We start from the raw sequence: 16,567 nt of genomic DNA, 5'->3' as shown, positions 1-16,567 counted from the left end.
GCTTGAGATATTGAATGATGTTTCAAAAAAGGTAAAGAAATCAGTCGTGAAGCTAATCAAAAGTCAACTACAGCACTGGTTTGCAGGACTACCCAGCTATATCAAGGCTTACCTGCCAAATTTGTGCTGCGAAAGTTGAGTTATTACGATTTAACATATTTGATTTTTTTGCGGCCAAGATTGCTTCATCATATTCTTTTCGCAAATAGTGAGCCATTCCAGTATCTAACCAATAATTAGACAACCACTGCTTCTCATTGTTGACACGCTTTTCTACTTGTTGCGAATTTAAATCACTAAGGTGCTCTTTTTGCAAAGAGTCATACTTCTGCTGTACCTCGTTATATTTATCCGTCATGGACCTATCCCGCATTCTTGATACCATGCTCATCATATTATCTGTATTAACTACAGCCTTTATTTTGACACCAAAATTGATTCCACCCTTTTCCTGAATGCTTATTGTCTTTTCAACGACCTCCACTTTAACTAGGCCAGCTGAAATTACCCTAATTTCATCCTTGGTAAGTTTTTGTCCAACAACCTCAGTATAACTTTCCAAATAACTCCCAGATTGCTCAATTGCCGCACGTTTTGCATGTACTAATGCCCTTTCTTCTGCTACGTCAGGCGTCTCTCCGTCCCCCATGTTGTAACTACCTCATGTTCAAGCCTACGGGATGAACGAATTCGGTTAAGGTATCCATATAGATACAGCTTAAGTAGGTCTTGGGGATTATATGGAGGGCGTCCTATATTTGCGCAGATTGCTTTTTGAAATTTTAATTCCTTCATATCCAGTTGATCGACATACTCATCAATGATACGAACGGGGTTATCCTCACAAATATAGTCATCAATGCTTTCTGGAAATAGGAAGGTTTGATTTCGATCTTCGCCCTTTATATAGCCCATATATCCACCTTCTAACCACTGACTTATATCTATATTTTATCATATCTGTAATTTTATGTGAATATAATGGTCGGTTTTCACACAGTCTGACGGTTCTTTTGTATCCGGCTTCTTTATCCAGCCATTATGTGACTAACCATAAGGTTTACGTTACCACTGTTTTACCATGTGTTATAATTATTTACCATAAAAATACAAAATCCTGCAAATTATAAAACTTTGCAGGATTAATACTATTATATCATGTTCTCTTTTTGAACTCCTTGAAACCTATTTTCGCAGTTACCAATGATACGGTTCCCCCCGACTAATCTTAAACCCCCGATACACCTGTTCCACCAAGAGCAGTCGTATCATCTGATGCGTAAACGTCATCTTGGAAAACGACAATCTTTCCTTGGCCGCCCTAACTAACTCAGTTGACAGACCAAAAGCCCCGCCAATGACAAAGGTGATATCGCTTTGCCCGCTTAGCGCCAGGCTGTCAAACTTGGCGGCAAGTTGCTCGGACGACAGTGCCTGGCCGGCCACATCTAATACAATCAGGTAGCTTCCCTGGCGGACAGCTTTTAAAATGCGCTCACCCTCACGGGTGAGCGCTTGTGTTTTTTCGGCTGCGGACGGGTTATCAGGCATACGTTCTTCTGCAAGCTCGATGATGTCGAGCTTGCAGAATGGGGTCAAGCGCTTCAAAAATTCCTGAATTCCGGCGGTCAGATATTTTTCTTTAATTTTACCTACTGCAATGATAGTTATCTTCATATGTTATTGACCAGGCATCTCTTCTAAAAGAACGTTGATAGTCTGGTTCTGGTTGTTCCTTTTGATGATGACTTCGACGCGGCTGCCTACCTGTTGAGTGTCGAGAACTGCTCTTAGCTCGGCAACGCTGTTGGTTTCGGCGCCGGCGACTTTCAATATAACATCGCCCTCGCGGATACCAGCTTTATAGGCTGGGCCGCTTTGGGATACTTTGGCAAGGTAAACACCTTTTTCAAGGTTGAGTTCATAGCCGTATTTCGGGGCGGAGGTTTGGTCTAATGCGCCTACACCAAGATACGCTCTGATGACCCGGCCTTTGTCGATAAGCGATTGGAGAATAGGCCTAGCACTGTTGATAGGGATGGCAAAGCCGATACCTTCGACACCGGATAAGGCGATTTTAGCACTATTGATGCCTACTACGACACCATCGGCATTAACGAGGGCACCACCGGAGTTACCGGGGTTAATGGCGGCATCGGTCTGGATGAGTTTGAAACGGCGCTCGCCAATGTCCAGTGAACGATTAAGAGCGCTGATTACACCGGCCGTTACACTACCTTTAAACTCCAGGCCGAGCGGGTTACCAATGGCAATAGCTGGTTCGCCAACCATGAGCGCATCGGAATCCCCCAGCGTGGCGACAGGTAAATCGGCGGCATCAACCTTGACAACAGCTAAGTCAGTCGCTTGGTCACTGCCAATGACCTTTCCTGTCAGATTGCGGCCGTCAGCCAAGGACACGGCAATCTCCTGGGCGTTTTCCACTACGTGAAAGTTGGTGGCTATGTAGCCCTGAGCATCAAAAATAACTCCAGAGCCTGTCCCTTGTTCGACAAGGACTTTGCGGTTAAACATATCACGGGCAAAGGCTTTGTTGGTAATACCGACAACCGCCGGCCCGACAGATTGAGCTGCCCGGACGATGGGTGTATTGCGTGCTTCTGACACTTGCGCCTGGGCAGTTGGCGGCTGCAGGGCTTTGAATGGCGAACCGGTGGCCTCAGGTTTTTTAGCTTTATCGGCAGCATTGCCGGCACAGCCTACCACTAAGGTAGCGCCAATAATCATGCTAATGAGTGATACTGCGATGTAGGGAGTTAACCTCTTGAACCATTTCATACAATCGCCTCCTACTTAGTTTGGGGAAGTCCTGAAATTTTTTCAGGATAGGTAAGATGCAAAGTAATCTCTTGGCCGAGCTTGCAGCCCTGAGTTGTTAAAATATCAGCTACCGTTTCCTCAGCCAGTTCCGGCCGATTGTTTTCCTTGCTTAAGTGGGCCAAAAAGACATCAGTATGTGCCTTGCGGTTTAGTCTTGCCAATGTCCAACCAGCGTCTGTGTTGGCAAGGTGACCGCGGTTGCTCATAATACGTTTTTTTAAATGCCAGGGATAGCTGCCATTTTGCAGCATTTCTATATCGTGATTAGACTCTAAGACTAAAACATCAGACAGCGCCAACGCGTCCTTGACTGTCGGGGTGACAAAGCCAAGGTCAGTAGCAACACAAACTTTCGTATTCCCTGCGTGCAGCCGGAAGCCCACAGGATCGGCCGCATCATGGGAGATACTGAAAGGTTCAATCTTTACTTTGCCTATATCGAGGCTGTCAGTGAGCGTCTTGCAGCACTCATCAGGCAGCGCCGCCCTGCAATACATTGCCTGCCAGGTATCTGGCCGGGCGTAGGCTGGCAATCGGTATTTTTTGAGTAGTGTCTGTAACCCGTTGACATGGTCGCGATGCTCATGGGTAATGAACACGCCGTCAAGGTCTTCCACCTTAGTCCCAATTGCATCAAGCGACTGTTTGATACGCCGGCAGCTGATGCCCGCGTCTACCAATAGCTTAGTATTATCCATTTCAATAAATACAGCGTTTCCGGTACTGCCGCTGGCCAAAACATGAATTTGCATAATTACCTCTTTTAGAATATAACCTTTTTAAAAACAAGTATATATTCGCCTTAGGTACCAACAAATCCTTTTTGGTGGAACTTGCAATTAGAGGATGATTATTGACATTCTGCCGGCAGCTTGGCGGTAACGGCTGCTTGTACATCGAGCGGCAACGCGGCCAGCAAAATGGCTGTGATTTCTTTTAGACGGTCAGCCGTTTTGGCTTCAAACCGCAAGGTAAAGAGCGGCTCGGTGACAGAGGCTCGAATCATGCCCCAGCCATCGGCAAATTCAATCCGCACGCCATCAATCAGGTTGGGTCTGTGTACGGCGAGTTTTGCTGCGACTTGCTCCAGCACTGCCGTTTTATCTGAACCTAAATACGGAACGCGGATATCCGGCGTCAGCAGATAATTAGGGATCACATCCACCTGTGTGGATAGACTGCCCTGCTCGGCCACTAACTCGCATACTTTGAGCCCTGAGAACATACCATCATCATAACCCAGGTCACGGAAAAAGAAGTGGCCGCTGATTTCACCGGCAAACAGCGCATTCTCCCGCATAAAGGCCGCTTTGCTGAAGGTGTGTCCGGCGCGGGCCATAACTGGGCGTCCACCGGCTTTAGTTACTTCTTCCGGTACTACCATCGAGCATTTGGCGTCATAGATAATTGCACCTTTTTCGCGAGTAAGATAATACTGGGCAATAAGCACCATAATATCGTCATTATCAAGCGCACGGCCGGTTTCGTCAACAAAACCCACCCGGTCACCATCACCGTCAAAACCGATCCCTAACGCCGCGCCATTGACACGTACGGCTTCCCCGAGTGCCGCCAGGTTTTCGGCCAGCGCAGGATTGGGGGGATGATTCGGGAAGCTCCCGTCTGGTGTGCAGTTGAGTTCAATTACTTCATATCCCAGACGCTGAAATAGTTTGGGAGCAATGGCAGCAGTCGCGCCGTTACCTGCATCAATGACTACTTTCAAACTACCGGGGCGGGCCTTACTTGCCGTATGCTCAATATAATCAGCGATTACAGGCAGCTGAGTTACAGAACCATTGCCCTCGGTACAGGCATTTATTTCCACCATCCACCCGATTTGGGCTACATCCTCTTCAGTAACCGGCTTAGGGCCAAGCACCAGCTTAAAGCCATTATACTGGGCCGGATTATGTGAGGCCGTTACCATAACGCCACCGGTTGCGCCGGTGGCCTTAAGTGCATAGTAAAATACCGGTGTTGCCACTGTTCCAATGTCTATCACGTGACAGCCCGACTCGGCCAGACCGTCAATCATAATTCGCTGCAAACGGGGAGTAGACAGTCTGATGTCACCACCCACCACCACTTTTTGACCGGCAAGCTTAACGCCCACCGCTAAAGCAATACGCCTGGCCATCACATCGGTCAATTCTTTACCGGCCACGCCGCGTATATCACAAGCTTGAAAAATATTCATACTTGTCCCCTTTCTGGACTGTGTAAAAGACTTGGCGTAAGGCCAAGTCTTTTAATACTAGTAAATATTGTATCATGCCATTAGGCTGGCTTCAACTGCTCACCTTTCCTGGATACATAACATAACATATAGCAGGAAGGGGGTTTTTCCATGAAAAAGTGCTCTATTGAGCCATGCTGTGAGTTGCGCCCGCGCGTAGGAATTGGCGAGAGAGCGCCGAGCTTTTGCACCAGCGCATACTACTGCGGCCGCGAAATCGAGGTCTGCTTAGAAGATTATATAGGAAAGTGGCTGCTTATCTTCTTTTATTCCGGTGATTTTACTTTTGTTTGACCCACCGAGTTGGGGGCAGTTGCCGCCCATTATCCGCATATTAGGAAACTTGGCGCTGACGCTATAGCCATTAGCACCGACAGCGTATATTCCCATAAAGTCTTTCACGAAATTTCGCCGAATGCCAGCAAAGTCCAGTATCCGCTTTTATCTGACCCGCACCGGTAATATTACCAAAGCCTACGGCGTTTACAACGCAGAGGCCGGGGCTGCATTCCGCGCTACCTTCCTAATTGATCCCGAAGGGACAATCCGCTACTATTCTGTCTATCCTCGCGAAGTTGCCCGCAACGTCCGGGAGATTGTCCGCACTCTTCAAGGGACTCAATACGGAGAAGCGACCGGTGAAGGCGTCCCAGCCGGCTGGGAACCCGGCATGCCAGGGATTAAGCGCGATATCCGGAAAGCAGGCGAATACTAATTACGGCCGGCAGCCACCGGCCTGTCTATCATATGTACCGCGCATGTAAAGCAGGGGTCAAAGGAGCGAATAACACGCCCAGCTTCGACAAGGCCGCCGCCTTCAGCTATCGGTGTGCCGATGAGCGCCTGTTCAACCGGGCCACGAAGCCCCCTGTTGTCGCGCGGCGAAAAGTTCCAGGTTGTCGGTGTCAGTATTTGATAATGAGTCACCTTATTATGCTTGTACTCCATCCAATGCCCAAGTGCGCCCCGCATTGCATCAGTCAGTCCCACACCTGCCCCGCTATCAGGTGGCGTAAATGGCTGAAAGCTAGGCGAATTAGGTACAATTTCCGCCAAGAAACCTTGGGCTAATTTGCATATCTTGAGTGTTTCCCTGGCTCTGGCGATCAGCCTATCCATTACCGACACCCCCCGCCGATAATCGCCGCTGATAAATCCCCTGGCCAGCGGCCCACATTCTACCGGCATTTCTTTATAGCGCGGCGCTTTAACCCAGGAGTATGCCTCCGGTTTATCGCGATTGGGTTCTGTGCGGCCTTGCGTAGGAGGCCGTGGGGCTATATCATCGTTATACCAACTGTAGCGAATTTCTTCAACAAAATGATTAACATCAAGCGGTTCAGGTTGACCTTGATTAATAACAAGACCTACTGGAAAAGCTCGTTCGCCAGTCAGTGGAGCCGGAAACATACCCACCGAAAAAAAGTTGCCGTAACCGCCCCCAATCGAATAATAGTCTTTATAGTATTCGGCAATTGTCATGACATCGTTTATATAGAAATTCTCCACCCACTCAGTGAGTTCTTGCAGAATACTGCTGTACGCCATAATGCGTTCAACCGAGGCCTGTTCGGTTACGCCTGTCGGCAGAATGGTTTGTTGATGAGGTGCCTTAGCACCGAACACAGCCATAGCCTCATGGGCGCGTACCGCCTTAAGGGCCGCTTGTTTGGCGTGCTGCAAGAGTTCCTCGTTGACTTTCGGCGGCAGGCGGTAATCCGCCTGTGGGCGCGGTACATAGGGGGGCATGTCTGGGCCTTTTACGTAGTCATAGAGTACCAGCACATAAAAATGGCGGAGGTTGTTCTGGATAATGTCAGCGGCAAATATCAGATTCGTAATATGCTGGCCCGCCGGTGTTGGGTGAACGCCAAACGCCTGCTGCTGCGCCAGGCTTGCGGCTATAGCGTGAGCTGATGAACAAATACCGCAAATGCGCTGGGTAAATAATGCTGCATCCCGCGGATCGCGGTTCTGAAGCATGCTCTCCATGCCACGGAACAAGTGCGCTCCCAGCCAGGAATCGGTTACCTTGCCGTTCTGTACCTCAACATCAGCCCGCAGCGGCTCATGAATACGTGTTACCGGAAATATTGTCTGCACAGCCATATGTGCTACCTCCTCTGCTTTTGCCCCGGCCGGAAGAAATCAACGACTTTCTGGCGAAACGTTCTACGCAGCTTGCGCTTAACCTTAACTTTTTCCAAGCTTTTACTCTCGCTAATCAGGGCATTTTGCTGGCGAATAAGGTCATCAAGTTCTTGTTTGAGCTGCTCTAGATTTTCCGGCGGGTCCGATTCATGGGGTTTTGTGCCATCCAGCCAATGTTTGCCAACCCGTTTGGCAACAACCCCTGTAATCAAGTGGGCGCCTACTGCTGCGGCCCCCAGACCGGCAGCGGCAGCACCAAATTTCTTGATATGGAGCGTGCCGATGGGGGTTTGTAGGTCTGGCAGATGCTCATAAAAAGGCATTGTGCTGTCTGGAAAACCAGGACTGGCGCAGCCGATGCAGGGTGCTCCGGCCCTAACCGGCCAATTAACATAATGATTCCATTGGCGTTTAGGGCAATCGGCGTGGGTAACCGGCCCTTTGCAACCCACCTTAAATAAACAACCGCTTTCTCCGGGAAAGGAGGCAAAAATGCCGTCTTCAAACTGTTGACGGCGTTGGCATAAATCATGGATAGTCTGCCCAAAAAACATTTTGGGCCGGTTATAGCTGTCCATCTCAGGCAGGCCATACATAATCAGATGGCTGAAGGTGCCTGTTACCCAATCAGGATTAATCGGACAACCAGGTATATTGATAACCGGCTGCTTTATTACTTCCCAGACCCCCTTGGCACCGCCGGGGTTAGGATAAGCCGCTGCCGGGCCGCCAAAGCAGGCACAGGTGCCAACAGCAATGACGTGTTTCGCCTTAGGCGCAAATTCCTTAAGCGCATCCAGACCTGTAACCATCTCGTTTCCCCGCATAAAAACATGGTTAAACCGTCCATGATCGGCCGTCATAACCGATCCTTCAATGACAAGCCAAAAATTCCCGGCATCTTTTTCCACGGTATCCATAATGGCCTGTACGGCCTGCTCGCCTTGGGCTACATTGAGCAGCCAGTCATATCGCATATCAAGCATGTCTTTTAGTATTTGATTGAACGTTGGGTTGACGGCATTATCCATAGAAATGGAATTGCCAGTGCAAGACCCGAGTTCCAGCCAGATTACAGGCGGTTTCGTCAGCTTGCTCTCGGCAAAGGCATGGCGCATGATCGGCATCAGATGATCGGTCAGACTGGCGGTCAAAGCCGCAGACATGCAGAGTTTAAGAAAATCACGCCGGGTAAGCATATGACTCCCCCCTAGGCAATAGTAACGTTAATTTTCCCAAATATAGGTTTTGTATGTAAAAGGATATGCCCTGTCGGCATATCCCCTTTAATTCGCATTCTTTTTATACTCTTTCATGTTGCTTGTAGCCCATAGATTAACCATGGTCTCATAGGTGGCATAATCCACGCCCAACGTCTTTTCAATCGCTTTATCTACCGTCACGCCAGCCTTAAGGTAATTGATCACCTGACTCAGCTTAGCATCGCCATGTACCTCGGCAATATAACGGACTGCCGCCAACGACTGGCGATAGGCCAACGCTTGATTCGGTAATTCGTCGAAGTCACCAGAAAGTTCGTCCATTGTATATAGTTTACCTGTCAGTTGGTTGCCGGCGGTCACCCATTCGTAACCATTAATCCGGTATTCCATATATTGAGCCAGACCTTCCGTAAACCAGCGGCTGTAATTACCTCTGGCCAGATAATCAAGCACCAGGTGAGTGTATTCATGAGCAATCGGTCCTGTAGTAATAAACTCTTCAGCCGATTGACTGTTCTTCATCCAGGCTTTCGGTGACAGAACCTGAATCACTCCACCCCAGTAAAAGCCCATGGCGCTGGCATCGCCAGCCCAGCCATACGCTTTTTTCATAGACTGACGGTCAGGATACACCAAGATCAGTGCTTTACCGCCTGGAGCAAAGTTGAGCGCCGCTGTCACAGGATCGTACGCAGCCTCAGCTGCGTTAGCCACCATGTCTACCATATCAGCATCATTTTCAGTATATTTAATGACAAAATGCGGCGTTTCTTTCGCCAGCATGTCTTTGGTCTGATATTCGATTTTTATCTGCATTGCCTGCCGTACCAGAGGGTACAGCCACATTTGCGGACGTCCCGGAATTATGCTAAATAGCAGACCGGCCAAAACCAAACCAACCACTGCCGGCGCGCCGCCGGGAATCATTTGCATAAAAGTACGCATGATTAGCTGCCCTCCTTTCGAGCAAGTAAAGGACATTATATCACGCGCACAAGTTTACTTCTACATGTATTTTATGTAAACTAGGTAGTCAATATTGGCAATAAAAAACGAGATTGCCTCGCTGGCGGCTCACAATGACCTGGGAAGGGGTACGTACGACCTCTCCCAATCTCATCGCTAACACTAGCGAAACAATCTCGTTTGCATTCGGTATTAATAACTTCCGGCTGCTGGCTTTTCTCCGCTCACTATGGCTATACCGGCGCTTGTTCCCAGCCTAGTAGCCCCGGCAGCAATAAGTGCTAAAGCCTGCTCACGGGTTCGAATACCGCCTGAGGCTTTGATGCCGATGCTATCACCTACAACTTGTTTGAACAGTCGAATGTCCTCGACAGTCGCTCCGCCCGGTCCAAATCCGGTTGAGGTTTTAACAAAATGGGCACCAGCTTCAATAACAGCGTTACAGGCATGTCGTTTCTCGTCATCAGTCAATAGTCCGGCCTCAATAATCACTTTTACTGTAGCTCCGTCAGCGGCTTGAACCACTTGCCTGATATCGTCGGTCACAACGTCCCAGAGACCCGCCTTAGCGGCGCTGATATGGATGACCATATCCAGTTCATCGGCCTTCTGGAGTACGGCTTCCTTCGCTTCAGCTGCTTTAATCGCCGTAAACGTCGCACCCAGCGGAAAACCAACGACAACCGCTGTTTTGACCCCGGTACCTGCCAGATAATGAGCAGCTAACCCAACATAAATGGGATTTACGCACACAGCAGCAAACTTATGCTGCGCGGCTTCCTCGCACAGCCGAATGATATCATCAACTGCACTTTCAGGTTTAAGTAGAGTATGGTCAATATAGCTTGCCAAATTCATGCTGCTAACCGTCCTGCCACCTCCTAGCTTACTGCGGAAGCCTTGCCCTGACAAACAGGACATACACCATAAAAATAGAATTGCTGACCTTGAATCGCATATTCAGTCTGTGCTGATACCTGGCCAACAAAATCCGAAGAATCTACGCCATGCAAATCATCAACCCGTCCACAGGTCATGCAACGGACATGAGGATGATTTGTGGTGTTAGCATCATAGCGGAAACTGTCTTCGCCGACATTAAGCACCTGCACTAAACTAAGTTCTTTGAGAATCTCAATGGTCTTATACACTGTTGCCAAGCTCATCGTCGGATAAAGCGGCTGAAGCTCATTGTAAATCATTTCAGCGCTGGGATGAGCTTTGGTGGCCGCCAAGGCACTATAAATGGCTAACCGTTGCGGCGTAACTTTGAACCCCTTGTCTCTTAGCAATGATGTAACGCAAATGTCCACTAATCTCGCCTTCCCCTTATACAAATTACCAGTGGAAAATAGTTATCGAATAGTTCTTGCTTAATTCTACTCTCAGCATTGAGTACTGTCAAGGTAATATTATACAAAGGAGTTGAGCAAAAAAAAACCAGTCCCGCACCTTGACGGGACTAGTTTTTTTACTGAGCTTGACCGCTAAACTTGGACTTAACCTGAGAAATATCTTGTGGATTGGCATTTTTTACATTATAGTAGCCTTTTTGCTGCATAAGGTCAAAAATTTGTTTTTCCTGATTGTGCACATCGCCTAAAATGGTCAGATAGTCGCGGCGGAGAGTATCGTCGGCTGCCTCAAGCGCAAAAGCGTTGACAGCAACTGCTGTATATTTGGTTTCATTAAGAGCAAGCTGTAGAAGCTCACGGTCAGATACGCTGGCGCCCTGACCGCCCATCCCGGTTTGCGTGCTTTGCCCGGTTTGTTGACCCATTTGTGCCATAGTGATTTCACCTCAATTATTGTAAGTTTTGTCCGGCATTTAAGTGCTTGCTCAATGTTTGAAAATGTTGCTGGCTTTTTTGGGCAAGCTGTTGAAACAGCTGCTTGGCCTGGGCGTCCTGTACATTGCTGGCAAAGTAATTCATTGTCTTGGCGCAGCTTTGTTCCATGCCCAGGAAGTCTTCCAAGTGCATCAGTTCTTTTGATGATAACACAGGTATCCCTCCTTTTTGGTTTATCGTCAATAGCATGCGTAAGTCTTGCGCCAGTTATTCTCTTTCTCGGTATTATTTGGGTCTTTGCTGCCAATCATTTGTGACACTCGACGCGGTTTCGGCCTGACTGTTTCGCCCGGTACAGCGCCTGATCCGCTGCGTCGATCAGACTGGTCTTAGGGTTTTCCCAGTCAGTATGGCTTTCAAAGGTTGCTACACCCAAACTGATCGTAATAGTAATTATATCTGCGTCCACATTAAACTTAGCGTCTTCGATATGCTGCCGGAAGGACTCAGCCAGGGCGGCCGCTTCTTGAAGGCAAGTTTCAGGTAAAACTACCGCAAATTCTTCGCCCCCATAACGGGCACTCATGTCAGTCAGACGGAAGCGCTCCTTAATCATGGCTCCCATTCTTTGCAAAATCACGTCACCGGCCAAATGGCCCCATGTGTCATTAACTTTTTTGAAAAAGTCAATATCTAGCATAATAAGACTAAGCGGACGATGATAGGTGAGCGTACGGCTAATTTCGCGGCCGAGATAGATTTCTAACTGACGGCGGTTACCCAAACGGGTAAGCGGGTCAGTCAGCGCCAAGGCTTGGAAATGGTCGTAAAGGTAGGCACGTTCAAGACCAATGGCTGTCTGGCTGGCAATTGTGCTAAGCACAAGTTCTTTTCCTGGCGGGATTTCCTGTTTAGGGTTATTCCAGCCGAGTACAATCAACCCCTGTAGCTTGCCGCTGGCCAGAAGCGGTAGAATATTGAGGCGCCGTGCCAAGAGTACCGACATGGTAATCAGTCCGTGCTTATTCTCGCCGGAATACGCATCATCCATGGCGCTTAACCCACTCCACGGCCAGGACGTTTTACTATCAGAAAACACCCGCTGCATATGATCAATCTCTTTTTGTTCAAAACCAGTATCAAACACTGGCTCTGTGTGAATACCGTCATCCCTATGGTGCATGATGAAAGCTACCGCGCCATTGGCAGAAAACAGATTATAGAGTTTTTCAGCCACCTTGGTCAAAATACCTGACGGCGACTGCAGGACGGCTAATTCTTTGACAATATCATATAATAGGCTGAGCTCGGCAAAGCTTTCCACCGTTGTCTCATAGGCACGGGCGTTTTTAATCGCTTCACCGGCATGGTGGGAAAATACACTGAGAAACTGGGCATCATGCTGGGTAAAATCCCTTTCCTTGCGCGAAAATATTTCAAGCACGCCAATGACATCCCCGTTGTGCCTGATGGGCGCGCCAACCATGGACTTTAGCCCTGCTTGCCGAATGCCATCGATAATTCGCTCAGGAAGGCTGTCAATGTTGTCAACAACCACTGATTTCTTTTCAGCAAATACCTTACCCATAAAACTTTTATCAGTCTGGATTCTCTCTGGCGGCTTGAAACTACTGACATACGCCACGATTTTCAGCGTGTTGTTCTCAGCCAGCGCCAAGTAAACATGATCGCATTGGAACACGGTACCAGTTGCTGTTACAACTTGCTGTAGCATGGCCTCCAGATCATTTTTAGTGGCAAGGGTCGCACCCAGCTGAATAAAGGCTTGCTGTAATATCCGCTCACTGTCCTTGGTTTCTTTATATAGACACATATTTTCTGAAACCATATTCCTCAGCCTGCGGTTCAGGCGGGAAATGCGCATATACGGGCGTAAAATGGAGGTTTGTAAGAGGGATTGCAAAATACAGTAGTAGGCAAGAACTTTGTAGACATGACCAACCAGGTTAAAACTGTCGTACGCGTTTGAGTACAGAGTAAAGGCCATCCCGCCCACAAAGTTAAATACCAGGCTGACACGCACCAAGAATACTGACTGCTGGGACGGGTTGCGGTGGCCATACAAGTAAATAGCTAAAAGATTTAACAACATCGCAACATATTCAAGAGCGATTTTCTCGATCGTCTGCCCTTTTTCAGGCACGAACATCGGAAGTAAGACGCTCTCAAACAGTTGTATAAGCAATATCAACGCAAGGCTGGTAGTCACTGTTACCGTCAGGAGATACAGCCGGTGGAACACCGGATTTTTGCTATGCCGGGGGATATACACGGCAACTAACAAGCCGGCACTTCCAAGCAGACGGCTGATAATCCAGTACATTGATGCTTTGTTCTCACTGTTAATGGTTATAAAATCTGGCATGCCTTTGTAAGACAGCAGATGCGCAAAATCCAAGAGGCCAATAGCCAAAAACACCATAGCAATCACTAGGTCACGGCTATTTTTTGTTTGAGGCCAGCTGTACCAAACAACAATAAACACGCTTAATCCGATCGCCAGACAACTAACCTCGGCAACTGTATGCATGACAAGATAAACATTATCAGGATACACCATATAAAACACGCGCGGCATCCAGGACACTAAGCCTAATATACCAAATAATACTGACGTAAGTGCCGCCAAATAGACATTAGCTCTCAGCGAAGTTACTAAAAGCGACATCTTTATCCCCCCTTTTTGGACAGAGTCACTATTCGCCATCGCTCCTACTAACATAATATGCCATAACAAACTCCCGTGTGCTTTATGTTAGATATCAGACTAAAGTCCCAGATAACCAGGACTTTAGAATATTTCTTTTCTAAAATAGTTTATGTATAATAATGGTAACAAGATAAGGAGGGCTGCCTTATGCTTATCAGCGAGGTAAAAGCTGGCATGGTGCTGGCACGCGATATTGTTGATGACAGGGGCAATCTGCTTTTAGAGCAAGGCATTGCCCTTACTGAATACTATATTACCCGGCTTAAACAAATGGGATTGAGCAGTATTCCCATCTATGACCCATACGCCTCTGAACTAAAGAAAAATACGATTGTAGCCCCTGAAGCCAGGGAAGAACTTAACTACTGCTTTCGTTCACTATTTAACAAAAAAAGCCATGAGATTGTAAACTCCGGCCTTAATACAGTATATATAAAACAAGTTCAGCTAGCTGCCGGACAAATCATTGACGAGACAGAAAAAAAGATTGCTCATATTGTTAACGTCCAGGTACGCCAACCCACCGAAGATGAGATTGGACATGCTGTTAACGTGTGCTTGATGGCGGTGGCAACAGGGCTTTACATTAAGCTACCGCGGCCGGTTCTTATGGATTTGGCACTGGGAGCGCTTTTTCATGATTTAGGCAAGTCTGTCGTCCCGACCCTCAATGGCCCGGCATCTGATCAAGGGCGATTGCATCCCATTTACGGGCAACAGCTTTTATTAAAGAATAAGATCGGCTCAATTGCTGCCCGCATAGCATCCGAACACCACGAACGCTATGATGGTCAAGGCTATCCTTCCGGATTAGCAGGTAAAGAGATTCACCCTCTTTCACGGCTTGTGGCTATTGCTAATTACTTTGATAATGCGATGACTGCCGCTAGTGCGACTGGTGCACCACGCCATACCATTGCCGAAGAGATGCTGAAAAACGGCAATACTCAGTTCGACTTGTACTTGTTACGCGCTTTTTTCCATACCACACCGCTCTACCCGGTAGGCAGTCTGGTACGGCTTACTACCAGCCAACTGGCTTATGTCGTAAAAAACAAAGTCCGTTTTGCAGCCACCCCTACTGTAGAGATTGCCGAACAGACGCGCCTGGGAGGCCTTACCGCCACTGGCCATGTAATCGATTTGGCGCTGAAGCCAAACATTGCGATTGCTGATGTGATAGCAGAATAGCAAAACGTCACGCGAGTCAACGCGTGACGTTTCTTAGTTCACATCCACTTTTGGGAGGCAAATCGCCACCACAGGATGACACTCCTAATTAAAAAATCTCCGGCTGTAATATACCAGGCAGCTGTTATATCATAACCCCATACTGTAATAAACAGATATACCAGCGGCAAACGGATCAGCCACACGCCAATTGTCGTTACATACATCGGCCAGCGCGTATCGCCGGCCCCGCGAAGGGCCCCACCCAGGACAAAGCAGAGTGCCAGGGTCGGCTGCTCCAATACGGCAATCATAACACAGAGTGAACCCCAATAGACAACCTGCGGATCGTCAATGAAAAAAGCGGTCAATGGTTTCGCAAAAATAAAGATAATGACACCCATAGCCGCCATAGCCCAAAAAGCAATCTTATTAGTCAGCCAGGCAAACTGTATTGCCCGGTGCGGCATACCTTTCCCCAGATACTGGCCGACAAGCGTCATGGATGCCACAGAGAACCCAAAGCCCGGCATAAACGACATTGACTCAATCTGAAGGGCGATTTGGTGGGCGGCAAACTGCACCGCCCCCACCCCAGCCAGCATGAAGGTAAAGACCAGGCGTCCACCTTGCATAGCCACCTGTTCTAACGCGGCAGGCACACTAATGTCAACGATCCGTTTAATGGTTGCTTTTTGAAACGACAGTACATGACGCCAGGATAACCGGACAGTGTTACTATTCCCCAGCACCAGTAAAGCAGCCACTCCCCCGGCCAGTTGCGCCAGCCCCAGCCCCCAGGCTGCACCATAGGCGCCAAGTAACGGAACACCCTGCCCAAATACCAATAAATATGAGATTAGCAGGGCCATAGCATTACTAAAAATAGTGATATAAAAGGCTGTCTGTGTTTTACCCATACCGCGTAACGCTGCATTGGAAATAGACATAATCAAATAAAATGGCGTAAACATAAACATAATCTTCACTAAGCCTGCGGCTAATCCAGCCACCTCCGGCTCCGCCGCAGTCAAAGCCAATACCCGGTCAGCCACTAGCAGTCCAAGCACAGCCAGCACAACTCCACATACTACCCCCAGCATAATCGCCTGACCGGTCACTCTCCGGACTTCCCGCCAACGTCCCGCCCCGGTCTCGCGCGCAACAATGGCGGCTGCGCCTGTACCTGCAGCGGCAAATACCATGGCTGCCGAGAATTGCATCATGGTTGCCAGACCAACAGCTGCCAGCGGTACAGCCCCAAGCTGCCCTACCATAGCGGTAACAAGCACATTCACCGCCATAATACCAACACCTTCAAAAATCACCGGCCAGGCAAGCTTGATAATTTGCCTTCGCATATATTGCTTGATCGATAAAATCACGTGCGCTAGTCCCCCTGTTTAAGACCTTTTCCTATATTTTCTGCATACTTGAAAAATTATCCTTTTACACC

The 16,567-nt window shown here is 48.3% G+C and carries 15 protein-coding genes and 2 pseudogenes; 2 read left to right on the top strand and 15 right to left on the bottom strand.

Annotated features, from left to right (window positions below; all coding sequences use genetic code 11):
- Window positions 1-88 precede the first annotated feature (88 nt).
- The 6 genes and pseudogenes from VN447_RS00855 to VN447_RS00830 form a co-directional block, all read right to left on the bottom strand.
- On the bottom strand, window positions 89-649 hold the full coding sequence (locus VN447_RS00855) for a hypothetical protein (protein WP_325521850.1): 561 nt from the start codon (window positions 647-649) through the stop codon (window positions 89-91).
- Window positions 650-660: 11 nt separating this feature from the next.
- Window positions 661-915 (bottom strand): annotated as a pseudogene (locus VN447_RS00850) (transposase); the annotation flags it as partial.
- A 282-nt stretch (window positions 916-1,197) separates the two neighbouring features.
- Window positions 1,198-1,677 carry a 23S rRNA (pseudouridine(1915)-N(3))-methyltransferase RlmH gene (rlmH, locus tag VN447_RS00845; RefSeq protein WP_325521848.1) on the bottom strand — a complete coding sequence of 160 codons (480 nt, stop codon included), beginning with the start codon at window positions 1,675-1,677 and terminating at the stop codon, window positions 1,198-1,200.
- A 3-nt stretch (window positions 1,678-1,680) separates the two neighbouring features.
- On the bottom strand, window positions 1,681-2,799 hold the full coding sequence (locus VN447_RS00840; RefSeq protein ID WP_325521846.1) for a S1C family serine protease: 1,119 nt from the start codon (window positions 2,797-2,799) through the stop codon (window positions 1,681-1,683).
- Between the two features lie 11 nt (window positions 2,800-2,810).
- On the bottom strand, window positions 2,811-3,593 hold the full coding sequence (locus VN447_RS00835; RefSeq protein ID WP_325521844.1) for an MBL fold metallo-hydrolase: 783 nt from the start codon (window positions 3,591-3,593) through the stop codon (window positions 2,811-2,813).
- A gap of 98 nt (window positions 3,594-3,691) precedes the next feature.
- The gene (locus VN447_RS00830) at window positions 3,692-5,041 is read right to left on the bottom strand and encodes a phosphomannomutase/phosphoglucomutase (RefSeq protein ID WP_325521842.1); all 1,350 of its coding nucleotides are present in this window, start codon (window positions 5,039-5,041) and stop codon (window positions 3,692-3,694) included.
- 150 nt (window positions 5,042-5,191) lie between these two features.
- Here VN447_RS00830 and VN447_RS00825 point away from each other — a divergent pair.
- A pseudogene (locus tag VN447_RS00825) lies at window positions 5,192-5,795 on the top strand (peroxiredoxin).
- Here VN447_RS00825 and VN447_RS00820 read toward each other — a convergent pair.
- The 8 genes from VN447_RS00820 to VN447_RS00785 form a co-directional block, all read right to left on the bottom strand.
- Entirely contained in the window at window positions 5,792-7,189 is a 1,398-nt protein-coding gene (locus VN447_RS00820; protein ID WP_325521840.1) for a nickel-dependent hydrogenase large subunit, read from the bottom strand. The pseudogene VN447_RS00825 and the gene VN447_RS00820 overlap by 4 nt on opposite strands.
- Before the next feature lie 5 nt (window positions 7,190-7,194).
- Entirely contained in the window at window positions 7,195-8,430 is a 1,236-nt protein-coding gene (locus tag VN447_RS00815) for a hydrogenase small subunit (protein ID WP_325521838.1), read from the bottom strand.
- An 87-nt stretch (window positions 8,431-8,517) separates the two neighbouring features.
- Window positions 8,518-9,399 (bottom strand): peptidase MA family metallohydrolase, encoded by an 882-nt coding sequence (locus VN447_RS00810; RefSeq protein ID WP_325521836.1) that lies wholly within the window; start codon window positions 9,397-9,399, stop codon window positions 8,518-8,520.
- A 213-nt stretch (window positions 9,400-9,612) separates the two neighbouring features.
- Window positions 9,613-10,278, bottom strand: a complete 666-nt coding sequence (gene deoC / locus VN447_RS00805; protein WP_325521834.1) for a deoxyribose-phosphate aldolase — start codon at window positions 10,276-10,278, stop codon at window positions 9,613-9,615.
- Between the two features lie 23 nt (window positions 10,279-10,301).
- Entirely contained in the window at window positions 10,302-10,733 is a 432-nt protein-coding gene (locus tag VN447_RS00800) for a Fur family transcriptional regulator (protein ID WP_325521832.1), read from the bottom strand.
- Window positions 10,734-10,891: 158 nt separating this feature from the next.
- Window positions 10,892-11,209: a spore coat protein gene (locus VN447_RS00795; protein WP_325521830.1), complete on the bottom strand. Its 318-nt coding sequence runs from the start codon at window positions 11,207-11,209 to the stop codon at window positions 10,892-10,894.
- A gap of 16 nt (window positions 11,210-11,225) precedes the next feature.
- Window positions 11,226-11,423, bottom strand: a complete 198-nt coding sequence (locus VN447_RS00790; RefSeq protein WP_325521828.1) for a ferritin-like domain-containing protein — start codon at window positions 11,421-11,423, stop codon at window positions 11,226-11,228.
- A 94-nt stretch (window positions 11,424-11,517) separates the two neighbouring features.
- Window positions 11,518-13,899 carry an MASE3 domain-containing protein gene (locus tag VN447_RS00785; protein ID WP_325521826.1) on the bottom strand — a complete coding sequence of 794 codons (2,382 nt, stop codon included), beginning with the start codon at window positions 13,897-13,899 and terminating at the stop codon, window positions 11,518-11,520.
- A gap of 189 nt (window positions 13,900-14,088) precedes the next feature.
- Here VN447_RS00785 and VN447_RS00780 point away from each other — a divergent pair, with 189 nt between their 5' ends.
- Complete coding sequence (locus VN447_RS00780; protein WP_325521824.1) at window positions 14,089-15,132, top strand: HD-GYP domain-containing protein; 1,044 nt, start codon at window positions 14,089-14,091, stop codon at window positions 15,130-15,132.
- Between the two features lie 38 nt (window positions 15,133-15,170).
- Here VN447_RS00780 and VN447_RS00775 read toward each other — a convergent pair whose 3' ends face one another.
- Complete coding sequence (locus VN447_RS00775; RefSeq protein WP_325521822.1) at window positions 15,171-16,496, bottom strand: MATE family efflux transporter; 1,326 nt, start codon at window positions 16,494-16,496, stop codon at window positions 15,171-15,173.
- Between the last annotated feature and the right edge of the window lie 71 nt (window positions 16,497-16,567).

The sequence above is a fragment of the Sporomusa sp. genome, assembly GCF_035561155.1.
Taxonomy (GTDB): Bacteria; Bacillota; Negativicutes; order Sporomusales; family Sporomusaceae; genus Sporomusa.
The sequence above is the reverse complement of the archived record's forward strand: the minus strand, read 5'-3'. Positions and strand labels throughout refer to the sequence as shown.

Coding starts and splice junctions, on each gene's coding strand:
- VN447_RS00855 (WP_325521850.1), bottom strand. CDS start 649: ATGGGGGACGGAGAGACGCCTGACGTAGCAGAAGAAAGGGCATTAGTA.
- rlmH (WP_325521848.1), bottom strand. CDS start 1,677: ATGAAGATAACTATCATTGCAGTAGGTAAAATTAAAGAAAAATATCTG.
- VN447_RS00840 (WP_325521846.1), bottom strand. CDS start 2,799: ATGAAATGGTTCAAGAGGTTAACTCCCTACATCGCAGTATCACTCATT.
- VN447_RS00835 (WP_325521844.1), bottom strand. CDS start 3,593: ATGCAAATTCATGTTTTGGCCAGCGGCAGTACCGGAAACGCTGTATTT.
- VN447_RS00830 (WP_325521842.1), bottom strand. CDS start 5,041: ATGAATATTTTTCAAGCTTGTGATATACGCGGCGTGGCCGGTAAAGAA.
- VN447_RS00820 (WP_325521840.1), bottom strand. CDS start 7,189: ATGGCTGTGCAGACAATATTTCCGGTAACACGTATTCATGAGCCGCTG.
- VN447_RS00815 (WP_325521838.1), bottom strand. CDS start 8,430: ATGCTTACCCGGCGTGATTTTCTTAAACTCTGCATGTCTGCGGCTTTG.
- VN447_RS00810 (WP_325521836.1), bottom strand. CDS start 9,399: ATGCGTACTTTTATGCAAATGATTCCCGGCGGCGCGCCGGCAGTGGTT.
- deoC (WP_325521834.1), bottom strand. CDS start 10,278: ATGAATTTGGCAAGCTATATTGACCATACTCTACTTAAACCTGAAAGT.
- VN447_RS00795 (WP_325521830.1), bottom strand. CDS start 11,209: ATGGCACAAATGGGTCAACAAACCGGGCAAAGCACGCAAACCGGGATG.
- VN447_RS00785 (WP_325521826.1), bottom strand. CDS start 13,899: ATGTCGCTTTTAGTAACTTCGCTGAGAGCTAATGTCTATTTGGCGGCA.
- VN447_RS00780 (WP_325521824.1), top strand. CDS start 14,089: ATGCTTATCAGCGAGGTAAAAGCTGGCATGGTGCTGGCACGCGATATT.